Consider the following 20,979-nt stretch of genomic DNA (forward strand, 5'->3'; position numbering starts at 1 on the left):
ATATGAGCCGTGGTTAATTCTCTTTCGGTATTCAGACTGACGCGTTCGGGGCGGACCTGGACACGGGGTTTGGACGCGTCGCCAGATTGGCGTGGCGCGATTTAGAAAGGGTTTTCAATGAACAAGGCAATCACTGACGGCATCGTCTTCATGCCGCCTCAATTCGCGAATGGCCTGAACGTTTGGTCTGCGGGGGACGGAACGCCCGGCTCGCCCACATATGGTGGATCCGGCACGGGGGTTTTCGTGCCTGCGGATGCCGATTTTGGTGGCTGTCTGGAGATCCTGAAAGTCCAAACCACCCAACAGCTTCGATACATGGGCCAGACGCCGATTTTGCCTGGTTGCTATTTGCAGATCAAAGCGCGGGTCAAGGCGATCAGCGGCCCTTTGCCGTCGGTGCGCATAGCGGCCTGGGCCGGGGGCGCGGGGGACACGCATGTGTCAGGTGTTGTGGAGCAGGGGCCTGCAACACAGCTGTCAGGCTATGGAGGAGTGCATGAAATAACGGCGATTGTCGGAACCGGCAAACGCCCCGGCGTGGACATGCCTTGGATGCTGGCCGCCCTGTATGGCCATTTTGGTCTGGATATTGAGGGCGCGAATGGGGCGCTGGTGCGTGTCGACGACCTGGAGATCACGGATGTCACCGGTGTCTTCCTGCGTGAGATGATCAGTGTTGTGGATGTGCGCGACTATGGGGCCATCGGCGACGGTGTGACGGATGATTCAGCTGCGTTTGAAGCGGCCGATCAGGCGGCGGGTGGCCGTCGGGTTTACGTTCCGCAAGGGACTTATCATCTGGCCGAAAACACCAGTATGACGTCCGAAATGGACTTTGAAGGCACAGTCACCATGCCGGATGACAAGATGCTGTTGCTGACAAAGGATTTCCATCTGCCGGCTTACATCTCGGCTTTCGGAGACGAAGAACTGGCGTTCAAAAAAGCGTTTCAGGCCCTTCTGAACAATTCGGATCATGACTCGCTGGATTTGGGTGGTCGCAAGATTTCCGTCACCGCGCCGATCGACATGGCCGCAGCGGTTCCCAACAAGCAGAGTGGTTTTTCAACCCGTCGCGTGATCCGGAATGGTCAGTTTGATGTCAAAAGCAGTTCGGCGTGGGATACCGAAACGTTCACCTCGACTGCGACCTATGATCCGTCGGACAAAACGCGTCTGACCAATGTCGCGAATGTCGCCAACATTCCTGTTGGGTCCTACGTTGCCGGCAGCGGAGTCGGGCGCGAAATCTATGTACGGTCAAAGAATGTCGGTGCGGGTGAGATCACACTGAGTGCGCCTCTTGTGGGGGCTTCGGGGACCCAGTCTTTCACATTCTATTCACTCAAGTACCTGCTGGATTTCAGCGGCTTCAGCACGCTTCGGAAATTCGGCATGGAACAGATCGAATTTCAGTGCAACAGCCGATGCAGCGGAATTCGTTTGGCGGCCTCCGGCAGTACGTTTTCGTTGAGCGACTGTTTTATCAGCCGCCCGAAAAACCGGGGGATCACGTCGACCGGAACGGGGTGCAAGGGTATGCTAATCGATAATTGCCAGTTCCTGTCAGCAGAAGAATCCCTTGTCGTCACGGACCGATATTCCATTGCGTTGAATACCAATTCAAACGATGTGAAGCTGCGCCACAACCGAGCCGTGCGCTTCAGACATTTCGCTGTTCTGGGCGGTGACAACAACATGATTCTGGGCAACCATGTCTTTCAGGGCGATAGCATCCCGCAAGGTGTGCGTACGGCCGGTTTGATCATGATCGGCACCTACAACAGTTCCACTATCGCCGAGAATTATGTCGACAACTGTTTCGTCGAATGGACGAATGAACGCGACCCGTCGCCGACCTACACGAGTGGCTTTTCGTTCAGTGCAATGAGCATCACGGACAACATCTTTTATTCCAGTCAGGCCCCGTCCTGGTTCAGTTTCATCGTCATTCGTCCCTATGGGCCCGGGCATTTTCTCAATGGCCTGGTCGTGACCGGCAACAAGTTCCGTGCCACGAGCGGTGAAATCTTTCGAGCGGATCGGGTGGATACAAGCTTTGCCGACTTGAACAAAGACAGGCACTCGAACGTGACCTTCCAGAACAATACGTATCATGGCGTAACAAGGAAATCCGCAAACCCGTTGAGGGTTCGTTATACGCAGAACTCGGTGTCCAATCTTTGGCCTGTTTCGGCAAACGGGCAGTTGCCTTTCGACGGCAAAGCAAGAAGCTGCGATGGGGTTGCGACGATCGGTGTGCTCTCGGGGGTGTTCAACAACCACGTCTTCAGCGCGCCTCATGTTGAGGTCGAACAGGGGGCGACAGGCGACAGTTTTCTGTTGCGTTGGCCAGAGCATGTAAAGGGTACGGCCTCGGTTTTGATGCGCATGGAACGTTAAAAGGCTGTCTGGCCACCCCGAAACGGGTGGCCATTTCACTCTGATCTGACTGTAAATGAAAGACCCGGTTTGCAAGAACGGCAGGAAATAGGCGACGTTTCATTTTGATGTGTTAGGCTTGGGACAGAAAGTGGAGAATCCCGATGCTGAAAATCGCCAAAAACGCCAGTGTTCAAACAGTTATCACGACCTTTGAAATGACGCCCGGCACCTGTCAGGACCTTCTGGAAGCTCTGACGGATGCCTATGCCGAATTCATTTCGAAGCAGCCAGGTTTCGTTTCCGCCGGGCTGCACGTCAATGACGCGCAAACCCGAATAGCAAACTATTCGCAATGGGAACGCCGCGAAGATTTCCTTGCCATGCTGCGCACGCCTGAAATGCGCGATCGCAACCGCAAGATCAACGAACTCTGCAAAAGCTTTGAACCGGTCATGTATGACGTCGCTGAGACATTCGGCAGTTCCTGACCTGAATCAAAGCCTGCAATTCGTATCTGTTTCAAAGTTAGCCTGCAAAAACGGAGGCTCACATCATGTATCACAACATTCTGGTCCCCATCTCGTTCGATGTTGAAAGAGATACATCCGGGCCTTTGAAGCTGGCCCGGATTCTGGCCACGCCAGACGCGCAGGTGACATTGTTGCATGTGGTCGAGCATATTCCCAACTATGCAATCTCGTACATGCCGTCCGAATACCTGACAGAGGCGCGCAAGGCGATTCAGGCAGAACTGGATGAACTGGCATCGCAGCTGCCGAATGCAAAGGGTTTGGTGATCGAAGGACATTCCGGCCGGACCATTCTGGATTGGGCCGAGGCGAACAAACCCGATCTGATCATAATTGCGTCCCACCGGCCGGGGATGCAGGACCTGCTACTGGGCTCTACCGCGTCTCATGTCGTTCGTCATGCGGCATGTGCCGTGCATGTGGTCCGCTGATGGCTAGAAATCCTGTGCGGTAAGGCGGCAGGCCCTGCCAAATCCGGCGTTCAAAAGGCCGTCTTGGATGGCGAACCGGACCAGTCCGAAATCGGCGAAATCGATATAGAGTTTCGCTTTGGGCCGTCGCGCCAAGTACCGGTCGCGCAAGTCACCATAGCCTGCCATGTCCCGGTGAACTGGCTGAGCGATCACGTGCAATGTCAGGCGCGGATGGGTCAGCGGGTCGCCCTTGTCTGCGGGCTCTCCGATCAGAAGGGCGCAGTTGGGACAAGCGCTCAGCGCGCGCGTGTGTTCCGCAAGGGTTGAAATCAGCGAAACAGGGCAACCTGCTTCATCCGTGGCCAGCGCGATCCGCGAGACAGACGGCAACCCGGTGTCAGGGCGCAGAAAGGCCAGCGCGGCAAATTTGGCCTGAAAGAGAAGGTCCTGTGCTTGCAAGCGCGCCGCTGCGTCGGGCGTCTGATAAGGATCGGATTGGGTCACGATATCGGTTCGGCAGCAAAAAATCGGGCAGATGACGGTTCCCTGTCATTTTAAGTGCCTGAAATGGATTGCGCCATTTGTTTTACCTCAGCGATATGGGATTGCCTCGGCTTTGCCACAAATCGACGTTACAGATCAGACAATGCTGTTCAAGAAACCCTCGCAGGATACGCCTGATCCGAAGCCGCGGCCGTCCAGACGACACCGGCGCGCAGAGGCGACGCGCAGGCATGCGCTGTCTCCGATACGCATTCTGGTCATGGTTCTGTTGTTGCCGCTGACCACCGTGCTGATCGCCACGGGTGTTTTTCTGCGCCTGTCCGAATTTGAGCGGGAAGAGGCGGTGATCCACCTGATCGCATTGGCAGGGTGTGATGCAACGCAGTCGCTGGGGGTGGGGCCGTTTTACGAGGGGCAGGCGGGTTATCACAAGCGTAATGACCCGGATGGCGACGGGGTCGCCTGTGGCGCTACCAGCCCGCCCCGGGCAACTGCGCCGCCAGTTCACAACAATCCCGAACCGCAACAGCGGTCTCTTGGAACGGCCAAGTTCGTGCGCCCCTGACGGTTGTAATCGCGAAGTCCAGAAAATCTGCTCGGGCCGGGGCCGGTTGCCTGTGTCATCCAGTTAGCCTCAAGCGAACGGGCGTCATGTAACAGTGGGATGGCAATGCAGCGGATCAACCCCATCTCATATGGATGGCAAAACAGGAGATCGTATGATGCAATGCCCGATTGACGGAACTCAACTGGTCATCACGGACAGAAACGGGGTTGAAATCGACTATTGTCCGCAATGCCGAGGTGTCTGGCTGGATCGGGGCGAACTGGACAAGATCATCGAGCGTTCGACAGCGTATTCTCCGCCACAACCCGGCTACGATGACCGGGCGGATCACGGCTATCGCAAGAAAAAGAAAAGAGGCGGCTTTCTGGAAGATCTGTTCGATTTCTGACCCGGTTAGGACAGCTGGGCCCCGGCACATTCGCGGAAAATGCGAACCTGGGGCGCTGCACCGTCCAAGGGAAATTCACTCACCCTGTCCTGCGTAAACACATAGGCGGTCAGGTTGTATTCCAGCCCGTCCAGCACGTTTCCAAATCCGGTATCGGTAACCGTCAGCATCGATGCACCGTCGGACAGAACATGATGCGGAGTGGCGATTTCGATAGGGTTTGGCCCCTGGAACCGCATCGCGAACCATGGGGTATTGGTCCAACCTTCGGTCTTGCGGGTAACGGACAGGGTATAGAGCGGCTTTGCGGGGTCATAGGTCAGGAATATCTCTGCCGTGTCCGTCACGTGTGACAGGGTGCAGATCTGGCCCACCGTTGCTTCCCACGCGGCGGCGGGTGTTCCGAGGATCAATGATAACAGGACAACGCGCATGGTGCGGAGTCTAGCGGCCGAAAGGTCCGGGGCAAGGGCTGCGTCAGCCTTTCATCGCATTCAGCAGGTCCAGCAACCCCTTGCGGTCGTCATCATCGGCATAATCGCCCGCAGCCAACCGTTCAGCGATGCGCAGGCGCAGACGCTCGTGCTGGGTGCGCACCTCTTCGCCGGCGGTTTCGGCCAGGGTCTTCATGATTGTCGCCACGGCCTGCTGGCGCTTGGTGGTGGGGTTGGCGATGTAATCGACAAGGCTCTGCTGCCCGGAATCGAGGATGTTTTCGGCCAGATCGCGCAACTGCTCACCATTGGGCAACAGCGGGGTCGGGGCGTTCTCGGGCGGCAGGATTTCCGGCACGCTGCGCGGGGTCTCTGCCAGCGCATTTGCGCCGTCAACGAAGGCCTCGGTGATCATCCGGGTGATCTTGATCGCGCGCGGGTCCTTGAACAGGGCCGAGGCGATGGCCACGCCGTAATCCGTATAGACCCAAGGATTGACCCGCCGCCCACCACGGCCCTTGGGTTTTGAAATCACATCCTGTGATTGCAAATCGGCGACCTCGGCATCGGTCAGCTGAAAGCGGTAGCCCTCGAACAGATCCTTGTTGCGCGAGACGGCCTGATTGAACGCGCTGACGGATTTTCCGTAGAACTGCGCCAGATCCTCGGCCAGCACCACGCGGGTGCCGCGCACCCGGTGAATGGCGCTTTGGACTTCATGGGTGCTGGGCAGGGTCTTCGGGTTCGTCATGGCAACCGTTTGGAATCACAATTTGTGATTTCAAACGTGGAGGAGAGGGCGCTGGGCTGCAACCCGGATTGTGCCATCTTAAGGCAGTATTTAGGCGCGACAAATTCTACCATTGCATGAGTTTTCAAAGTGATATTTGCATTAGGTCTCAGATGGATATTATTTAGACAACTCCGATTGGATCAATAAATGCAATTGCTTACATTCCAAAAGGCGCTCGACGATAGTTCGATTTACAATAAACGTCACCTACTGCTCGGAAACGGATTTAGCATTGCCTGTAAACCGAAGATTTTCACCTATGGATCGCTTTTTGATAATGCAGATTTCTCGAAGAACCCCAATCTACCAGACGTTTTCAAAGCACTGAGAACAACAGATTTTGAAGTTGCAATCAAAGCACTTGAGAACGCCGCGTCGATTGCAAAAGTTTACTATCCAAGCAGTTCGAGCCCAAGACAAGCGATGCAGAAGGATGCGGACGATCTGAAGAAAATACTAATTGGAACTGTGACTAGAAACCACCCAGATGGGCCGTTCGACTTGGATGAAGATGAGTTTCTCCATTGTCGGCATTTTCTCAATAACTTCATAGGCACTAGCGCCAGTGGCAACGTCTACACATTGAACTACGACTTGCTGCTATATTGGACATTGATGCACACTGAATTCTCTGACGGATCTAAAGTTGATCTTAAATCAGTTGATGGCTTTGGAGATGATGATCCACGTCAAAAAGAGGACTACGTTACTTGGCAAGGTGAAGGTAGTCGAATGCGTTCGAACGTCTATTATCTCCACGGCGCACTTCACCTGTTCGATGCTGGAAACGAACTTCAAAAATTTACGTGGATTAGAAAAGATGAGAGGCTGAAAGATCAATCTTGGCAAGCGATGATGTCAGGTCGGCTTCCATTATTTGTCGCAGAAGGCGACACAGTACAAAAAGCCATAAAAATCCAACACAACGCGTATCTATTTCAGTGCCTGAAAAGTTTCAGAGCTAACGTTGATCAGAAAAACAGCTGTTTGTTCATTCATGGTCACTCGTTGGCTGACAATGATAATCACATTTTGAGGGAGATTGCTCGAGGTAGGTGCAAAACCATCTACGTGAGCTTGCACGGCGATCCGAGGAGTGCGCCCAATCAGTCGATTGCCACCAAGGCTCAGGCAATGGCAGAGAACAGAGGTGTTGGAAATCCCTTGGAAGTGAAATTTTACGACGCTACGAGCGCAGCAGTTTGGGGCTAGAATCTAAAGAAATTGGTACCAAAGACGTTCGTTTGGGAACATATCAAACAGCTCGTCGTATCACCTCTTCCTCCGCTTCACATTCCCACCCCGCTGCCCCGGCCTGCCAGCCGTTGACCGTCCGCGTGATTTCACCGCGTCTTCCGAGGCTTTCTCGACCGCCCATTGGCGCGCCATGGGGTCGTCGGCGACGGCCAGATCGACCGCTTCCAGACGTTTGATCTCATCCCGGATATTGGCGGCCTCTTCGAATTCCAGGTTCTCGGCGGCTTTGCGCATCTGGTCGCGCAGACCGTCCAGATGGGCCTCGAGGTTGGCGCCGTGCATCGGCTTGTCGATGGTGGCGGTGACGCGGTTCATGTCCACGTCGCCCTGATAGAGCCCGGCCAGAACGTCCTCGACATTCTTCTTCACCGTCTCGGGCGTGATGCCGTGTTCTTCGTTATAGGCGATCTGCTTGGCGCGGCGGCGATTGGTTTCCTCCAGCGCGCGCTCCATGCTGCCGGTGATACGGTCGGCATACATGATCACGCGGCCTTCGGCGTTGCGGGCGGCGCGGCCGATGGTCTGGATCAGCGAGGTCTCGGACCGCAGGAAGCCTTCCTTGTCGGCGTCCAGAATGGCGACCAGGCCGCATTCGGGGATGTCGAGCCCCTCGCGCAGCAGGTTGATGCCCACCAGCACGTCGAAGGCCCCCAGCCGCAGGTCGCGCAGGATTTCGATGCGTTCCAGCGTGTCGATATCCGAGTGCATGTAGCGGACCTTGATGCCCTGTTCGTGCAGGTATTCGGTCAGGTCCTCGGCCATGCGTTTCGTCAGCGTGGTGACCAGCGTGCGGAAGCCATTGGCGGCAACTTTGCGCACCTCGTCCAGCAGGTCGTCGACCTGCATCTCGACCGGGCGGATCTCGACCTCGGGGTCCAAGAGACCCGTGGGGCGGATCACCTGTTCGGTGAAGACACCGCCGGTCTGTTCGATCTCCCACTTCGCCGGGGTGGCAGAGACAAAGACGGATTGCGGGCGCATGGCGTCCCATTCCTCGAATTTGAGGGGACGGTTGTCCATGCAGGAGGGCAGGCGGAACCCGTGTTCGGCCAGCGTAAATTTCCGCCGGTAGTCGCCGCGATACATGCCGCCGATCTGCGGCACGCTGACGTGGGATTCGTCGGCAAAAACGATGGCGTTGTCGGGGATGAATTCGAACAGGGTCGGGGGCGGCTCGCCCGGCGCGCGGCCGGTCAGATAGCGCGAGTAGTTCTCGATCCCGTTGCAGACGCCGGTGGCCTCGAGCATCTCGAGGTCGAAATTGGTGCGCTGTTCCAGCCGCTGCGCCTCGAGCAGCTTGCCCTCGCCCACCAGTTGATCCAGCCGCTGACGCAGTTCCTTTTTGATGCCGATGATCGCCTGCTGCATCGTCGGTTTCGGCGTGACATAGTGCGAGTTCGCATAGACGCGCACCTGTTCCATCGTCGCGGCGCGCTCGCCGGTCAGCGGATCGAATTCGGTGATGCTTTCCAGCTCTTCACCGAAGAACGAGAATTTCCAGGCGCGATCCTCAAGGTGGGCAGGCCAGATTTCAAGGCTGTCGCCCCGCACCCGGAAGCTGCCGCGCTGGAAGGCCTGATCGTTGCGGCGGTATTGCTGGGCCACCAGATCGGCCATCACCTGCCGCTGGTCGTATTCGTGTCCGACCTTCAGATCCTGTGTCATCGCCCCGTAGGTCTCGACCGAGCCGATGCCATAGATGCACGAGACCGAGGCCACGATGATCACGTCGTCGCGTTCCAGCAGCGCCCGCGTGGCCGAGTGGCGCATCCGGTCGATCTGTTCGTTGATCTGCGATTCCTTCTCGATATACGTGTCCGATCGCGCGACATAGGCCTCGGGCTGGTAATAGTCGTAGTAGGAGACGAAATATTCGACCGCGTTTTCCGGGAAAAACCCCTTGAACTCTCCGTAAAGCTGCGCCGCCAATGTCTTGTTGGGGGCGAGGATGATGGCCGGGCGTTGGGTTTCTTCAATCACCTTGGCCATGGTGAAGGTTTTGCCCGTACCGGTCGCCCCCAACAGAACCTGATCGCGCTCTCCATCCAGAATGCCGCCTGCAAGTTCCTTGATCGCGGTTGGCTGGTCTCCTGCGGGGGCGAACTCCGTATGCATGACAAACCGTTTGCCGCCTTCCAGTTTCAGGCGGGCCCGAACATCTTCGGTTGTCATTTGAGTCTTGTCGGAATGGGCGTATGGCATGGGCAGGCTCCGGATCAGGCCCCTACATTTGTTCTTATTTTGTCCAACTGCAAGGGCTGATCCGGTACAAATTCCCCAGTTTTGAAACTGGGCAGATACGCATCCGGATTGTGATCCGAGCCAACCTTGCCGGCCAACGCGGCAAGGTCGCCGATGAGAGCCTTCGTCATCATCGGTTTGCCGGCGATCACGGCATGGGCTTCGGTCGAGGGCATCGCCCGGTTGTTCCCGGGGTTTGCGTTGACGTCCAGAATGCATTCACGATGGATCATCTGCTTATCCTTCGGCTGACTTGTCGAAGATCATAGTTGGCCCTGATGACAGTTTCTGTCATTGGCTTGCTTCGACAATCCGCGACAATTGTTGTCTTGTCCCGGGCTGCGCTCTGACGCATAAACAGGTCCAGCCAAGTGAGTACGGAGAGGCGACATGCGCGCACGGATTTACCAGCCTGCAAGGAATGCGATGACTTCAGGAATGGCCAAGACCCGCAAGTGGGTTCTGGAATATGCCCCCGCTTCGGCACGTGAGGTTGATCCGCTGATGGGCTGGACATCATCCAATGACACGCAAACCCAGATACGCCTGAAATTCGACACCAAGAAAGAGGCGATGGATTATGCCAGGGACAATGGCATCGATGCGCAGGTCAGCGAGCCGCATAAGCGCAAACCCAACCTGCGCGCACGCGGATACGGAGAAAACTTCGCCACCGACCGCCGTGGGCCCTGGACACACTGAATGATCGAAATTCGCGAGGCAGACCCGACCTCGGACGTGTTGCGCCCGATAGTGGAAGCTCATTTCGCTCACAGCGAATCGGCCGGCCCTGCGGAAAGCAACCATACGATGAGTGCAGAATCACTGGCCGGATCGGGCATTCGATTCTGTGCGATTTACGACGATCAGCAGGCTTTGGGCTGCGGCGCCTTGAAGCTGTTGCCCGATGGCACGGCCGAGGTGAAATCGGTGCATATCCTCGCACAGGCACGGGGGCGCGGACTGGCGCGTGTCATGATGGCTCATCTGGCCGATCTGGCGCGCGCAGAAGGCGTCAAAGCTTTGGTTTTGGAAACCGGGGCAGAGCATCTTCCAGAGTATGATGCCGCCCGCAAGCTTTACGAAGCGTTGGGTTATTCCTATTGCGGACCGATCTTTGGGTACAGTGACGATCCGAACAGCGCATTCATGCGCTTGGCTCTTGAACCCCGCTCGTAAAAACCGCAAGAAGGGTGCAGCGGTCCCTTAGCTCAACTGGATAGAGCAGCTGACTTCTAATCAGCAGGTTGAGGGTTCGAGTCCTTCAGGGATCGCCATTCTCGAATTTCGATTTCGATGAACACGTCAGGCCGCATGCGGGCTGTTTCTTCGCGGTTGTCGGGTGAGGTATGAAGGGCTGGACGAGGGGGTCATGCCAGCCCTTCTAAGGGGTCACAGAGTGGTAGTGTGTGTTCCTTAACCAAACATTAACCTGATTCACCATGTTCCGAAATTGGGGGATTCCCGTAGGATGGCCAATGCGCGGATTTCAGCGTGTGGGTTGCAGCCGGCGGATCAGGATCCGGGATCATAACGCGAATTTTTCAGGGTGATTTGGGGCCTGGGCCGTAAAAGCGCCAAGGTGGCGAAAAAAATATTGCAACCGGTTGCAAATAGAATCATTGTTGCGCGCAACAACAAGATTCGGGAGATCTGTATGTTGAACGTCGGATTGTTGGGTGCCGGGCGCATCGGGCGTGTTCATGCGCAGGCGATTGCATTGCATCCGGGCAGCAAACTCATTGCTGTTTCCGATGCCTTGACCGAGGCCGCGGCCAGCCTTGCCAGTGATCATAGGGCCGAGGCGCGCAGTTCCGAAGAGATCATTGCGGATCCGGAAATCGGCGCGGTTCTGATTGCAACTCCAACAGATACGCATTCTGACCTGATTGAAGCAGCGACAGGCGCAGGAAAAGCCGTCCTGTGTGAAAAGCCCGTTGATTTGGACCTGAAGCGCGCCTCGGATTGTCTGAATACCGTCGCGGAACGCGGCAAGCCGGTCATGATAGGGTTCAATCGGCGATTTGATCCCAATTTTGCGACCTTGAAGGCGGGGTTGGATGCGGGTGAGATCGGCAAGGCAGAGCTCCTGTCGATCACATCTTTTGACCCGGCGCCACCACCTGTCAGCTACGTAAAGGTGTCTGGCGGTTTGTTTCGGGACATGATGATCCATGATTTTGACATGGCTAACTTCCTGATGGGGGACGTTCCCGAAACGATCTCGGCGGTTGGGTCCTCGCTTGTGGATGCTGAAATCGGCGCCGCGGGGGATGTGGATACAGCTGCAGTTACAATGACTTACGCGGATGGCCGCATCGCGGTCATCAAGAATTCGCGGCGCGCGGCCTATGGCTATGACCAGCGGGTCGAACTGCTGGGGTCCGAGGGGTTGCTACAGGCTCAGAACATGCTGGAAAACACTGTCGTAAAGTCAACGGCGGACGGTGTGGTGGGGGCCAAGCCGACCTATTTCTTCCTGGAACGCTACATGCCTGCTTACCGTGTGGAATGGGCCGCATTTGTCGACGCTGTTGAAAGTGGATCCGAAGTTCCGGTCACGCTGAAGGACGGTGTTGCAGCGCTGGCGATGGCCGAGGCCGCGACCCTGTCAGCGCAGACGGGAAAGCCCGTTCGGATGGAAGAGATTTTGAAACCGGTTGCAAAATGATCGAAATTCTTCAAACTAATACCAGCTCGGCCCAGCGCCGCAGCCACTGAGATTCGGCACAGCCGGATGATTGGGGCCGGTACCCCGACAGAAGATCAGACTGAACCATTGGGAGGAAACTGAAATGAAGAAATTCGTTAAAGGCGCGCTTGCTGCAGGGGCACTGGCCTTGGCCACACCTGCATTTGCGCAGGAAATCGTGGTCGTGTCGCATGGCCAGGCCAATGACGCATTCTGGAACGTCGTGAAGAACGGCGTAGAGCAGGCCGGAAAAGATGTCGGTGTGAATGTGGAATATCGTGCACCTGAGACCTTTGACATGGTTGCCATGTCGCAGCTGATCGACGCCGCCGTGAACCAGGAGCCTGACGGACTGATCGTCTCGATCCCGGATGCCGATGCGCTTGGCCCCTCAATCGAACGTGCGGTTGCCGCCGGTATCCCGGTGATCTCGATCAACTCGGGTGCGGAAGTGGCCAAGGAACTGGGCGCTCTGCTGCATGTGGGTCAGGACGAATATGATGCGGGCAAGGCGGCTGGTGAAAAGCTGGCCTCGATGGGTGGAACCAATGCGATCTGTGTCAACCACGAGGTCGGCAACGTATCACTTGACCTGCGCTGTGAAGGCTTCACCGAAGGGTTTGGCGGTAAAGTAACCGTTCTGCCGACCTCGAACGATCCGTCCGAGATCGAGTCCAAAGTTGCCGCCGCGCTGGCCGCTGACGAAAGCGTCGATACCGTTATGGCGCTGGGCGCGAGCTCGGCCGGCGAGCCTTCGGTCGCCGCGGCCAAAGCCTCGGGGCGGGATTTGAATGTTGCCTCGTTCGACCTGTCGGCCAACTTCCTCCAGTCAATCGTGGATGGTGACGCGGCCTTTGCCATTGACCAGCAGCAGTACCTTCAGGGCTACCTGTCGGTGAACTTCATGGGTCTGCACGCCAAATACGGCCTGATGCCGGGCGGCGACGTGCCTTCGGGTCCGAACCTGATCACTCAGGACAAGGCCGCACAGGTCATCGAACTGTCCGCGCAGGGTATCCGCTGATTTCGGCGCGATCCGACAAACAACAGGATCGGCGCCAACGCGCCGGTCTCACCGAATTGGGAGGAAACCATGAGTGAATCAGCGCCCGTCCTGTCGGACGAAAGGGTCAAGAAAGAACCGTTCCTGACCAAACTGATGAAAAGACCCGAGCTGGGCGCCATTGCAGGGGCGGTTCTGGTATTCGTGTTCTTTGCGATCACCGCAGATGAATCGATGTTCACTCTTGCCGGTGTCATGAACTTCATGACCCCTGCGGCACAGTTGGGTATCCTGGCGATCGGTGCGGCACTGCTGATGATCGGTGGAGAGTTCGACCTGTCGATCGGATCGATGGTCGCGTTCTCGGGGCTGTTTTTCGGCGTCTGCGTCGTGACCTGGCAATTGCCGCTGATCTTTGCCATCCCAATGACATTCGTATTTGCGGCCTGTGTCGGTGCGGTCAACGGCAATATCGTGATCCGTTCGGGCCTGCCTTCGTTCATTGTAACGCTGGCGTTTCTGTTCATCCTTCGTGGCCTGTCACTGGTGGGGCTGAAAATGGCGACAGGCGGTTCGACCCAACTGCGCGGCGTGCGCGACGCGGTCGAAAACGACTGGCTGGCCCCCTTCTTTTCGGGCGAAGCATTCGGCAGCCTGTTCGCATGGCTGGCCGCCAACGGCATGATCGATACATTCAAAAGCGGCGCGCCCAAGGTCCCGGGTATTCCGGTCGAAATCCTGTGGTTCATCGTCATTACACTGGCGGCGACCTACGTTCTGCTGCGTACCCCGGTAGGGAACTGGATTTTCGCCTCGGGTGGTGACAGCACGGCTGCATCCAATTCGGGTGTACCGGTGAACCGCGTCAAGGTTTCACTGTTCATGCTGACGGCGTGCTGTGCCGCCCTTGTGGCGATCATTACCGTCATGGACGCAGGCTCGACCGATGCGCGGCGAGGGTTCCAGAAAGAATTCGAGGCGATCATCGCCGCGGTGATCGGCGGCTGCCTGCTGACCGGCGGATACGGCTCGGCCATCGGGGCTTTCTTCGGCTCGATCATCTTTGGAATGGTCGTCATCGGACTGACCTATACCGACTTTGATCAGGATTGGTTCCAGGTCTTCCTGGGTGCCATGCTGTTGATTGCCGTTCTGTTCAACAACGCGATCCGCAAGCGCGTAACCGGGGAGCGCTGATATGACCGAAGACACCAAGTTCCACCATGGCGATGCCGTCGACGATCAGGCGCCCATCGTTCAGATGAAAGACATCGAAAAGCACTTTGGCAATATCATCGCACTTGCTGGCGTCAGCTTTGACGTCAAGCCCGGGGAATGCCATTGCCTGCTGGGCGACAACGGCGCGGGCAAGTCCACCTTCATCAAGACCATGTCCGGGGTTCACAAACCCACCAAGGGCGAGATTTTGTTCGAAGGCCAGCCGTTGCATTTCGACACGCCGCGCGATGCGATGGAAGCGGGCATCGCGACCGTGTTTCAGGATCTTGCGATGATCCCGCTGATGAGCGTGACGCGCAATTTCTTCATGGGGCGCGAACCCACAAAGGGCAAAGGGTTGCTCAAGCGGTTCGATGTGGATCATGCAAACGAAGTCTGCATGGAAGAGATGCGCAAGATGGGCATCAATCTGCGCGCACCGGATCAGGCGGTTGGGACATTGTCCGGCGGCGAACGTCAGACTGTGGCCATCGCGCGGGCGGTGTATTTCGGCGCCAAGATCCTGATCCTCGACGAACCGACCTCGGCGCTTGGTGTGCGTCAGACGTCGAATGTTCTTGCCACGATCGACCGGGTGCGCAGCCAGGGTGTCGGCGTGGTTTTCATCAGCCACAACGTGCGCCATGCGCTGGCGGTGGGCGATCGTTTTACCGTACTGAACCGCGGCAAAACTCTGGGCACTGCCAAACGCGGTGAAATCACACCCGAAGAGTTGCAGGACCTGATGGCCGGTGGTCAGGAAATGGCCGAGCTTGAGGGATCGCTGGGCGGTACTGTCTAAAGCAAGACACTCGGATGCCCTCACGGGGGGCATCCATCGGGCGGTGGCACCTGACGCCACTCTGATTTCAGGCTCTGGCAAAAGGCCTGACACCTTCGCAAATGAGAAAACCCGCGGACCGCCGATGGCGGCTCCGAGTTGAAAGGGATCATGATGAGCAAAACAGTCCGATTGACCGCGGCGCAGGCTCTGGTGCGCTATCTGGGCGCGCAGATGAACGAGGCCGGAGAGCCGTTCATCGCAGGTGTGTGGGCGATCTTCGGCCATGGCAACGTGGCCGGTCTGGGCGAGGCGCTGCATGGGGTGAAAGACAGTCTTCCCACCTATCGCGGTCACAACGAACAGACCATGGCACACAGCGCTATTGCTTATGCCAAGCAGTTGGGTCGGCAACGCGCCATGGCGGTGACATCGTCGATCGGACCGGGGGCCACCAACATGGTCACGGCCGCTGCTCTGGCCCACGTGAACCGTCTGCCTGTTTTGTTGCTGCCCGGCGATGTATTTGCGACGCGTGGCCCCGATCCGGTTTTGCAGCAACCCGAAGTGTTCTCGGATGGAACCATCAGTGCGAATGATTGTTTCAGACCGGTCAGCCGGTATTTCGACCGCATCACCCGCCCGGAACATCTGCTGACGGCTCTGCCGCGCGCTTTCCGCACGATGACGGACCCGGCGGATTGCGGCCCGGCGACGCTGGCCTTTTGTCAGGATGTGCAGGCCGAAGCATATGACTATCCTGAAAGCTTCTTTGAGCCGCGCGTCTGGTATCAGCGCCGCATTCGCCCGGATGAGGGGGAACTGGCGCGCGCCGTTGCCGCGATCAAGGCCGCCAAGCGCCCCGTTATCGTTGCCGGCGGAGGTGTGCATTATTCGGACGCAACCGCCACGTTGCAGCGTTTTGCCGAGGCACACAATATCCCCGTGGCCGAGACACAGGCCGGCAAGTCCGCATTGGCCTGGGATCATCCGCTCAACCTTGGTCCTGTTGGTGTGACCGGAGGCGAACCTGCCAACGACATCTGCGCAAGGGCGGATCTTGTGCTGGGCGTCGGCACCCGGTTTCAGGACTTCACCACCGGGTCATGGGGGTTGTTTGCGAACCCCGAGCGGGAATTGATCAGCCTGAACACCGCCGCCTATGACGCCGAAAAGCACGGAGCGATGCCGTTGCAGGCCGACGCTCGGGTTGGTCTGGATGAACTCAGTGACGCGCTGGGCGGCCATCGCGCGCCGGATCTGCCCGCGGCATTGAAATCTGATTGGTTCGGCAAAGTTGATGCGCTGACGGATGCCCCTGCGGACAGCAATGCACTTCCCACGGATATGCAGGTGATCGGCGCCGTGCAGCGGGCCGCCAAGGAAAACACTGTTGCGATGTGCGCTGCCGGAACGATGCCGGGTGAGCTGCACAAGCTTTGGAAGGCACCACGCCCCGGAGCCTATCACATGGAATATGGTTTCAGCTGCATGGGGTATGAGATCGCCGGTGCCATGGGCATCAAGATGGCCCAGCCCGACCGCGACGTGATCTGCTTTACCGGTGACGGCACTTATATGATGGCCAACTCGGAAATGGCGACGGCGGCGATGATGGGGATTTCGTTCACTGTTGTCGTCACGGACAACCGCGGGTTTGGGTGCATCAACCGTCTGCAAATGGGGACAGGCGGGGCCGAGTTCAACAACCTTCTCGACCACACTGTGCACGAGACAAAATCAGCCATCGATTTTGCCGCCCATGCGGCAGCGATGGGGGCGACTTCGGTCAAGGTCAGTTCGATTGCCGAGCTCGAAGACGCGCTGGCCAAACGCGATGAGGTCAAAGGCCCCTATGTCGTGGTGATCGACACCGATCCCTATCCATCGACCGAATATGGCGGAACCTGGTGGGAAGTGGCGGTGCCCGAGGTCAGCACCCGCCCCGAAGTGAATGAAAAACGCGCGGCCTATGAAGTCGCCATCAAGGAAAGAAACACGAAATGAGCGTGAAGATCGGTATCTCTCCGATTGCCTGGCAGAATGACGACCTGCCGGACCTGACCGCAGCTTACACGATGGAGCAGGCGCTGAAAGAAGCGCGCGAGATCGGCTATACAGGTGTCGAACGCGGCCAGAGGATGCCCGCCGACACCGAAGGGTTGCGGGCCTATCTGGACGCAAATGACATCGCGCTGTGTGGGGGGTGGTGCTCGGGCAGCACGCTGGTCAACGACCTGTACGCCGAGATCGCCGTCGTGCGCGAACAGGTCGAACAATTCGTTGCGCTGAACAGCCCGTGCATCGTTTATGCCGAATGCTCCAATACCGTCCAGGGACAGATTGGAACGCCTGTCAATGATCGCCCCAAACTGTCGCGGGACGAGGTTCTGGCCTATGCGGGGAAGCTGACCGAGCTTGCCAAATGGATGGCAGATCAGGGCATGCCGATGGCCTATCACCATCACATGGGCACGATCATCGAAAGCGAAGATGAGGTGAACTGGCTGATGGAGGGGTCAGGCCCCGAATTGAGCCTGTGTTTCGATACCGGCCATCTGCTGTTTGGTGGCGGCGATGTGATGGCCACGCTGAACCGTTGGGGCGACCGGGTGCATCACGTGCATTTCAAGGATATCCGCCCTGAAATCGTACAGGACACGCGTGAGAACAATCGCAGTTTTTTGGATGCGGTGATCGCGGGCGCGTTCACCGTGCCGGGCGATGGTTGCATCGACTTTCAGGCCGTGGCCAATGCACTGAAAGCAATGGATTACAGCGGCTGGATCGTGGTCGAGGCAGAGCAGGACCCGGCCAAGGCGCCGCCCTACGAGTACTCGAAAATGGGCTATGACCACATCGTCGAGGTCTGCGGCAAGGCCGGGCTGAAGATCACCCCATAGATCACCACCCCAAACGGGGCAACACCGAAGCCATCAGAGAGGAGCGCGTCATGGTACAACAGGACCTTGGATATGTCGGCTATTTCGACCGGGAATCCTGTGATCTGGACGAATTCAAGGTGTTGACCTCGCAAAACCTGACAACCGGTGCGGTGCCTCATGCCGCATCGGTGCAAAAGAACGTTCCGATCTATGATATGCATGCGCTGCGCCCGGCGTTGGAGAAGGCTGATCAAAGAAAAGCGCTGCTGGCGGAATGGGCGTATGTGCTGGACAAATCTGCGGGTGTGATCGTTCTAAAAGGCGCATTTGTGGATACGTCCGTGATCGACCGGGCGACCGCTGTGTTCCATCAGATCATCGAGGAAGAACGTCAGGGCGGGGCCGGAGAAGGTGACCACTTCGCGGCCTCGGGCGCGAATGACCGGATATGGAACGCATTGCAGAAACAGTGCTTGCGCGATCCCGAGGGCTTTGCGCTTTATTTCGGGAATGTGGCCATTGCAGCGGCTTGCGAGGCGTGGCTGGGGCCGAACTATCAAATGACCGCGCAGATCAATCAGGTGCGCCCCGGTGGCAAGGCGCAACAGGCGCATCGGGATTATCACCTTGGGTTTCAAAGCGCCGAAAGCGCGGCCAGTTATCCGGCACAGGCTCATCTGGTGACGGCCTCGCTGACCCTGCAAGGGGCGGTTGCGCATTGTGACATGCCGGTGGAAAGCGGGCCGACCAAGTTGTTACCGTTCTCGCAGCTCTACCCGCCGGGCTATCTGGCGTTCCACGATGAAGCACACCGGGCGCATTTCGAAGACAGCTGTATCCAGTTGCCATTGGAAAAGGGTGACGCGGTGTTCTTCAATCCGGCGCTGTTCCATGCGGCGGGCGCGAACAGCAGCGCCAACATCAATCGCATGGCAAACCTGCTGCAAATCTCATCTGCCTTCGGGCGCGCGATGGAGTCGGTAAATCGACGGGCGATGTCCGTGGCGGTGTTCCCGTCACTGATCGCCTTAAAACAGCGCGGAGCGCTGGACGCAGCGCAGGTGGAGGCCGCAATTGCGGCCACGGCTGAGGGCTATCCCTTCCCGACCAATCTGGACACGGACCCCCCGGTCGGGGGCAATGCGCCGGAAAGCCAGGCGGATATTCTGCGTCGCGCGGTTGCGGAAAGATGGACTCAGGCGCAGCTGGCCCAGTCCCTATCGGCCCGGAACCAAAGGCAAGCTGCCTGAATACAACACAGGCGGGCACTCGGGGGCCGCCCAAGAAGGAGATCAAGAATGGCAGACCTGCTGAAGAAACCGATCGGAACCCGCGGCAAGGTACATGACATCACTCCGTCAAGCGCTGGATGGAAATACGTGGGCTTTGGGCTTTATCATCTGAAGGCCGGGGATCGCGCAAACGAAGGGACTGCGGATCGTGAGGTCATTCTGGTGATGGTCGAAGGCAAGGCAAAGATCACCGGGGCCGGGCAGGACTGGGGCGTGTTGGGCGAGCGGATGAACGTCTTTGAAAAGACCCCGCCTCATTGCCTTTATCTGCCGAACGGAACCGAATGGGAGGCCGTGGCCGAAACCGATTGTGTGATCGCCGTGTGTTCAGCCCCGGGCAAGGGCGGCCACGAGGCCCGGCGGATCGGTCCGGACGGGATAACCCTGACTGAACGTGGAAAGGGTGCAAACACACGCTATATTAACAACATCGCGATGGAGGCCGAGGATTACGCCGACAGCCTGCTGGTGACCGAGGTGTTCACGCCGAACGGCCACTGGTCGTCCTATCCCAGCCACCGCCACGACGAAGATGACTATCCCCACATCACCTATCTGGAAGAGACCTACTACCACCGCCTGAACCCGTCGAACGGATTTGGGATCCAGCGGGTTTACACCGATGACGGCCAGTTGGATGAGACGATGGCGGTATCCGATGGCGACGTTGTGACTGTCCCGCGTGGCCATCACCCTTGCGGTGCGCCCTATGGGTTCGAGATGTATTATCTGAACGTCATGGCCGGACCGCTGCGGAAATGGCGGTTCGTGCCGGCCCCCGAGGTCGAATGGATCATGGAGCGTGACGGATGAGCCAAACTTTTGCCAATTACCCAAGCCTCGCAGGGAAGACTGTTTTCATCACCGGCGGCGCCGGCGGAATTGGCGCGGAAACCGTTCGGGCCTTTGCCGAACAGGGGGCAAAGGTTGGGTTTTTGGACCTCAACGCCGATGCCGGGCTTGCTTTGCTTTCCGAACTGGACGGAGAGCATGCATTCGCCCAATGCGATCTTCGCGACATTGACGAGATGAACGCCGCAATAGGGCAATTGGTTGAAGAGCTGGGCGAGGCGGGTGTTCTGGTGAACAACGCGGCCCGGGATGACCGGCACGACTGGCGCGACGTCACGCCTGACTACTGGGATGAGCGCATGGCGACAAATATCCGCCACATGTTCTTTGCCATTCAGTCGGTGGCACCCGGAATGATCGCCAGGGGTGCAGGTTCGATCATCAATATTGGCTCGAATTCGTGGTGGGAGGCCGGGGCGGGTTTCCCTGCCTATGCCACCGCCAAATCCGCTGTGCATGGACTGACCCGCACCATGGCGCGCGAGCTGGGCGATCACCGTATCCGCGTCAACACGGTCGTGCCCGGCTGGATCATGACCCAGCGCCAGAAAGATCTGTGGGTCACCCCCGAGGCTCTGGCCAAGCAGATCGACCGTCAGTGCCTGCCCGACCCGATCGACCCGGTCTATGTGGCGCGGATGGTGCTGTTTCTGGCCTCGAACGACGCGGCCATGTGCAGTGCCGGGAACTTCATGGTCGAAGGCGGGTCGATCTAAGTCTTTCCATACCGAAAGAGAAAT

Annotated in this window: 22 protein-coding genes and 1 tRNA gene; 18 read left to right on the forward strand and 5 right to left on the reverse strand. The window is 57.9% G+C overall.

Translation table 11 applies throughout. The annotated features are described in order from the left end of the window. Positions 1 to 117: 117 nt before the first annotated feature. The 3 genes from ACR3E6_RS07945 (at position 118) to ACR3E6_RS07955 (ending at position 3,349) form a co-directional block, all read left to right on the forward strand. A complete protein-coding gene (locus ACR3E6_RS07945) occupies positions 118 to 2,406 on the forward strand; it encodes a glycosyl hydrolase family 28-related protein (protein WP_480486612.1) in 2,289 nt (762 codons plus the stop codon). A gap of 143 nt (positions 2,407 to 2,549) precedes the next feature. Beyond that, a complete protein-coding gene (locus tag ACR3E6_RS07950; RefSeq protein WP_152459145.1) occupies positions 2,550 to 2,876 on the forward strand; it encodes an antibiotic biosynthesis monooxygenase family protein in 327 nt (108 codons plus the stop codon). Positions 2,877 to 2,941: 65 nt separating this feature from the next. Next, on the forward strand, positions 2,942 to 3,349 hold the full coding sequence (locus tag ACR3E6_RS07955) for a universal stress protein (protein ID WP_480486614.1): 408 nt from the start codon (positions 2,942 to 2,944) through the stop codon (positions 3,347 to 3,349). A 3-nt stretch (positions 3,350 to 3,352) separates the two neighbouring features. Here the strand turns inward: ACR3E6_RS07955 and ACR3E6_RS07960 are convergent, their stop codons facing one another. Then, positions 3,353 to 3,835: a HugZ family pyridoxamine 5'-phosphate oxidase gene (locus ACR3E6_RS07960; RefSeq protein WP_210093747.1), complete on the reverse strand. Its 483-nt coding sequence runs from the start codon at positions 3,833 to 3,835 to the stop codon at positions 3,353 to 3,355. 142 nt (positions 3,836 to 3,977) lie between these two features. Here ACR3E6_RS07960 and ACR3E6_RS07965 point away from each other — a divergent pair, with 142 nt between their 5' ends. Beyond that, on the forward strand, positions 3,978 to 4,400 hold the full coding sequence (locus tag ACR3E6_RS07965; protein WP_480486616.1) for an excalibur calcium-binding domain-containing protein: 423 nt from the start codon (positions 3,978 to 3,980) through the stop codon (positions 4,398 to 4,400). Positions 4,401 to 4,557: 157 nt separating this feature from the next. Beyond that, complete coding sequence (locus ACR3E6_RS07970; protein ID WP_171169092.1) at positions 4,558 to 4,791, forward strand: TFIIB-type zinc ribbon-containing protein; 234 nt, start codon at positions 4,558 to 4,560, stop codon at positions 4,789 to 4,791. Positions 4,792 to 4,796: 5 nt separating this feature from the next. Here the strand turns inward: ACR3E6_RS07970 and ACR3E6_RS07975 are convergent, their stop codons facing one another. Together ACR3E6_RS07975 and ACR3E6_RS07980 are read right to left on the reverse strand one after the other, a co-directional pair. Next, positions 4,797 to 5,225 carry an excinuclease ABC subunit B gene (locus tag ACR3E6_RS07975; RefSeq protein WP_480486618.1) on the reverse strand — a complete coding sequence of 143 codons (429 nt, stop codon included), beginning with the start codon at positions 5,223 to 5,225 and terminating at the stop codon, positions 4,797 to 4,799. Positions 5,226 to 5,268: 43 nt separating this feature from the next. Continuing rightward, a complete protein-coding gene (locus ACR3E6_RS07980) occupies positions 5,269 to 5,976 on the reverse strand; it encodes an ORF6N domain-containing protein (RefSeq protein WP_480486620.1) in 708 nt (235 codons plus the stop codon). Positions 5,977 to 6,165: 189 nt separating this feature from the next. Here ACR3E6_RS07980 and ACR3E6_RS07985 point away from each other — a divergent pair, with 189 nt between their 5' ends. After that, the gene (locus ACR3E6_RS07985) at positions 6,166 to 7,230 is read left to right on the forward strand and encodes a DUF4917 family protein (RefSeq protein WP_480486622.1); all 1,065 of its coding nucleotides are present in this window, start codon (positions 6,166 to 6,168) and stop codon (positions 7,228 to 7,230) included. A gap of 60 nt (positions 7,231 to 7,290) precedes the next feature. Here the strand turns inward: ACR3E6_RS07985 and uvrB are convergent, their stop codons facing one another. After that, positions 7,291 to 9,477, reverse strand: a complete 2,187-nt coding sequence (gene uvrB / locus ACR3E6_RS07990; protein WP_480486624.1) for an excinuclease ABC subunit UvrB — start codon at positions 9,475 to 9,477, stop codon at positions 7,291 to 7,293. A gap of 14 nt (positions 9,478 to 9,491) precedes the next feature. Beyond that, entirely contained in the window at positions 9,492 to 9,749 is a 258-nt protein-coding gene (locus ACR3E6_RS07995) for a hypothetical protein (protein ID WP_171638041.1), read from the reverse strand. 157 nt (positions 9,750 to 9,906) lie between these two features. Here ACR3E6_RS07995 and ACR3E6_RS08000 point away from each other — a divergent pair, with 157 nt between their 5' ends. The 12 genes from ACR3E6_RS08000 to ACR3E6_RS08055 all read left to right on the forward strand — a co-directional run bounded on the left by ACR3E6_RS08000 (position 9,907) and on the right by ACR3E6_RS08055 (position 20,955). Next, positions 9,907 to 10,218, forward strand: coding sequence for an ETC complex I subunit (locus tag ACR3E6_RS08000; protein ID WP_152459136.1), 312 nt, complete (start codon positions 9,907 to 9,909; stop codon positions 10,216 to 10,218). Beyond that, positions 10,219 to 10,695 carry a GNAT family N-acetyltransferase gene (locus tag ACR3E6_RS08005; RefSeq protein ID WP_171638037.1) on the forward strand — a complete coding sequence of 159 codons (477 nt, stop codon included), beginning with the start codon at positions 10,219 to 10,221 and terminating at the stop codon, positions 10,693 to 10,695. It begins immediately after the preceding gene. A 21-nt stretch (positions 10,696 to 10,716) separates the two neighbouring features. Then, positions 10,717 to 10,793: transfer RNA gene (locus tag ACR3E6_RS08010), tRNA-Arg, on the forward strand. A gap of 380 nt (positions 10,794 to 11,173) precedes the next feature. Further along, the gene (gene iolG / locus ACR3E6_RS08015) at positions 11,174 to 12,187 is read left to right on the forward strand and encodes an inositol 2-dehydrogenase (RefSeq protein ID WP_480486627.1); all 1,014 of its coding nucleotides are present in this window, start codon (positions 11,174 to 11,176) and stop codon (positions 12,185 to 12,187) included. Positions 12,188 to 12,311: 124 nt separating this feature from the next. Then, positions 12,312 to 13,232 carry a sugar ABC transporter substrate-binding protein gene (locus ACR3E6_RS08020; RefSeq protein ID WP_171638033.1) on the forward strand — a complete coding sequence of 307 codons (921 nt, stop codon included), beginning with the start codon at positions 12,312 to 12,314 and terminating at the stop codon, positions 13,230 to 13,232. Positions 13,233 to 13,301: 69 nt separating this feature from the next. Continuing rightward, positions 13,302 to 14,408, forward strand: coding sequence for an ABC transporter permease (locus ACR3E6_RS08025; protein ID WP_171118992.1), 1,107 nt, complete (start codon positions 13,302 to 13,304; stop codon positions 14,406 to 14,408). Position 14,409: 1 nt separating this feature from the next. After that, on the forward strand, positions 14,410 to 15,231 hold the full coding sequence (locus ACR3E6_RS08030; protein WP_152459131.1) for an ATP-binding cassette domain-containing protein: 822 nt from the start codon (positions 14,410 to 14,412) through the stop codon (positions 15,229 to 15,231). 153 nt (positions 15,232 to 15,384) lie between these two features. After that, on the forward strand, positions 15,385 to 17,217 hold the full coding sequence (iolD, locus tag ACR3E6_RS08035) for a 3D-(3,5/4)-trihydroxycyclohexane-1,2-dione acylhydrolase (decyclizing) (RefSeq protein WP_480486629.1): 1,833 nt from the start codon (positions 15,385 to 15,387) through the stop codon (positions 17,215 to 17,217). Further along, entirely contained in the window at positions 17,214 to 18,113 is a 900-nt protein-coding gene (gene iolE, locus ACR3E6_RS08040) for a myo-inosose-2 dehydratase (protein ID WP_480486631.1), read from the forward strand. Before iolD ends, iolE begins: the two co-directional genes overlap by 4 nt. A gap of 50 nt (positions 18,114 to 18,163) precedes the next feature. After that, on the forward strand, positions 18,164 to 19,345 hold the full coding sequence (locus tag ACR3E6_RS08045; protein WP_480486633.1) for a phytanoyl-CoA dioxygenase family protein: 1,182 nt from the start codon (positions 18,164 to 18,166) through the stop codon (positions 19,343 to 19,345). 48 nt (positions 19,346 to 19,393) lie between these two features. Further along, positions 19,394 to 20,200, forward strand: a complete 807-nt coding sequence (gene iolB / locus ACR3E6_RS08050) for a 5-deoxy-glucuronate isomerase (protein WP_171638022.1) — start codon at positions 19,394 to 19,396, stop codon at positions 20,198 to 20,200. Next, entirely contained in the window at positions 20,197 to 20,955 is a 759-nt protein-coding gene (locus ACR3E6_RS08055; RefSeq protein ID WP_171638020.1) for an SDR family NAD(P)-dependent oxidoreductase, read from the forward strand. The genes iolB and ACR3E6_RS08055 overlap by 4 nt, the downstream gene beginning before the upstream one ends. Positions 20,956 to 20,979 lie beyond the last annotated feature (24 nt).

The organism is Ruegeria sp. AL3 (assembly GCF_056536065.1).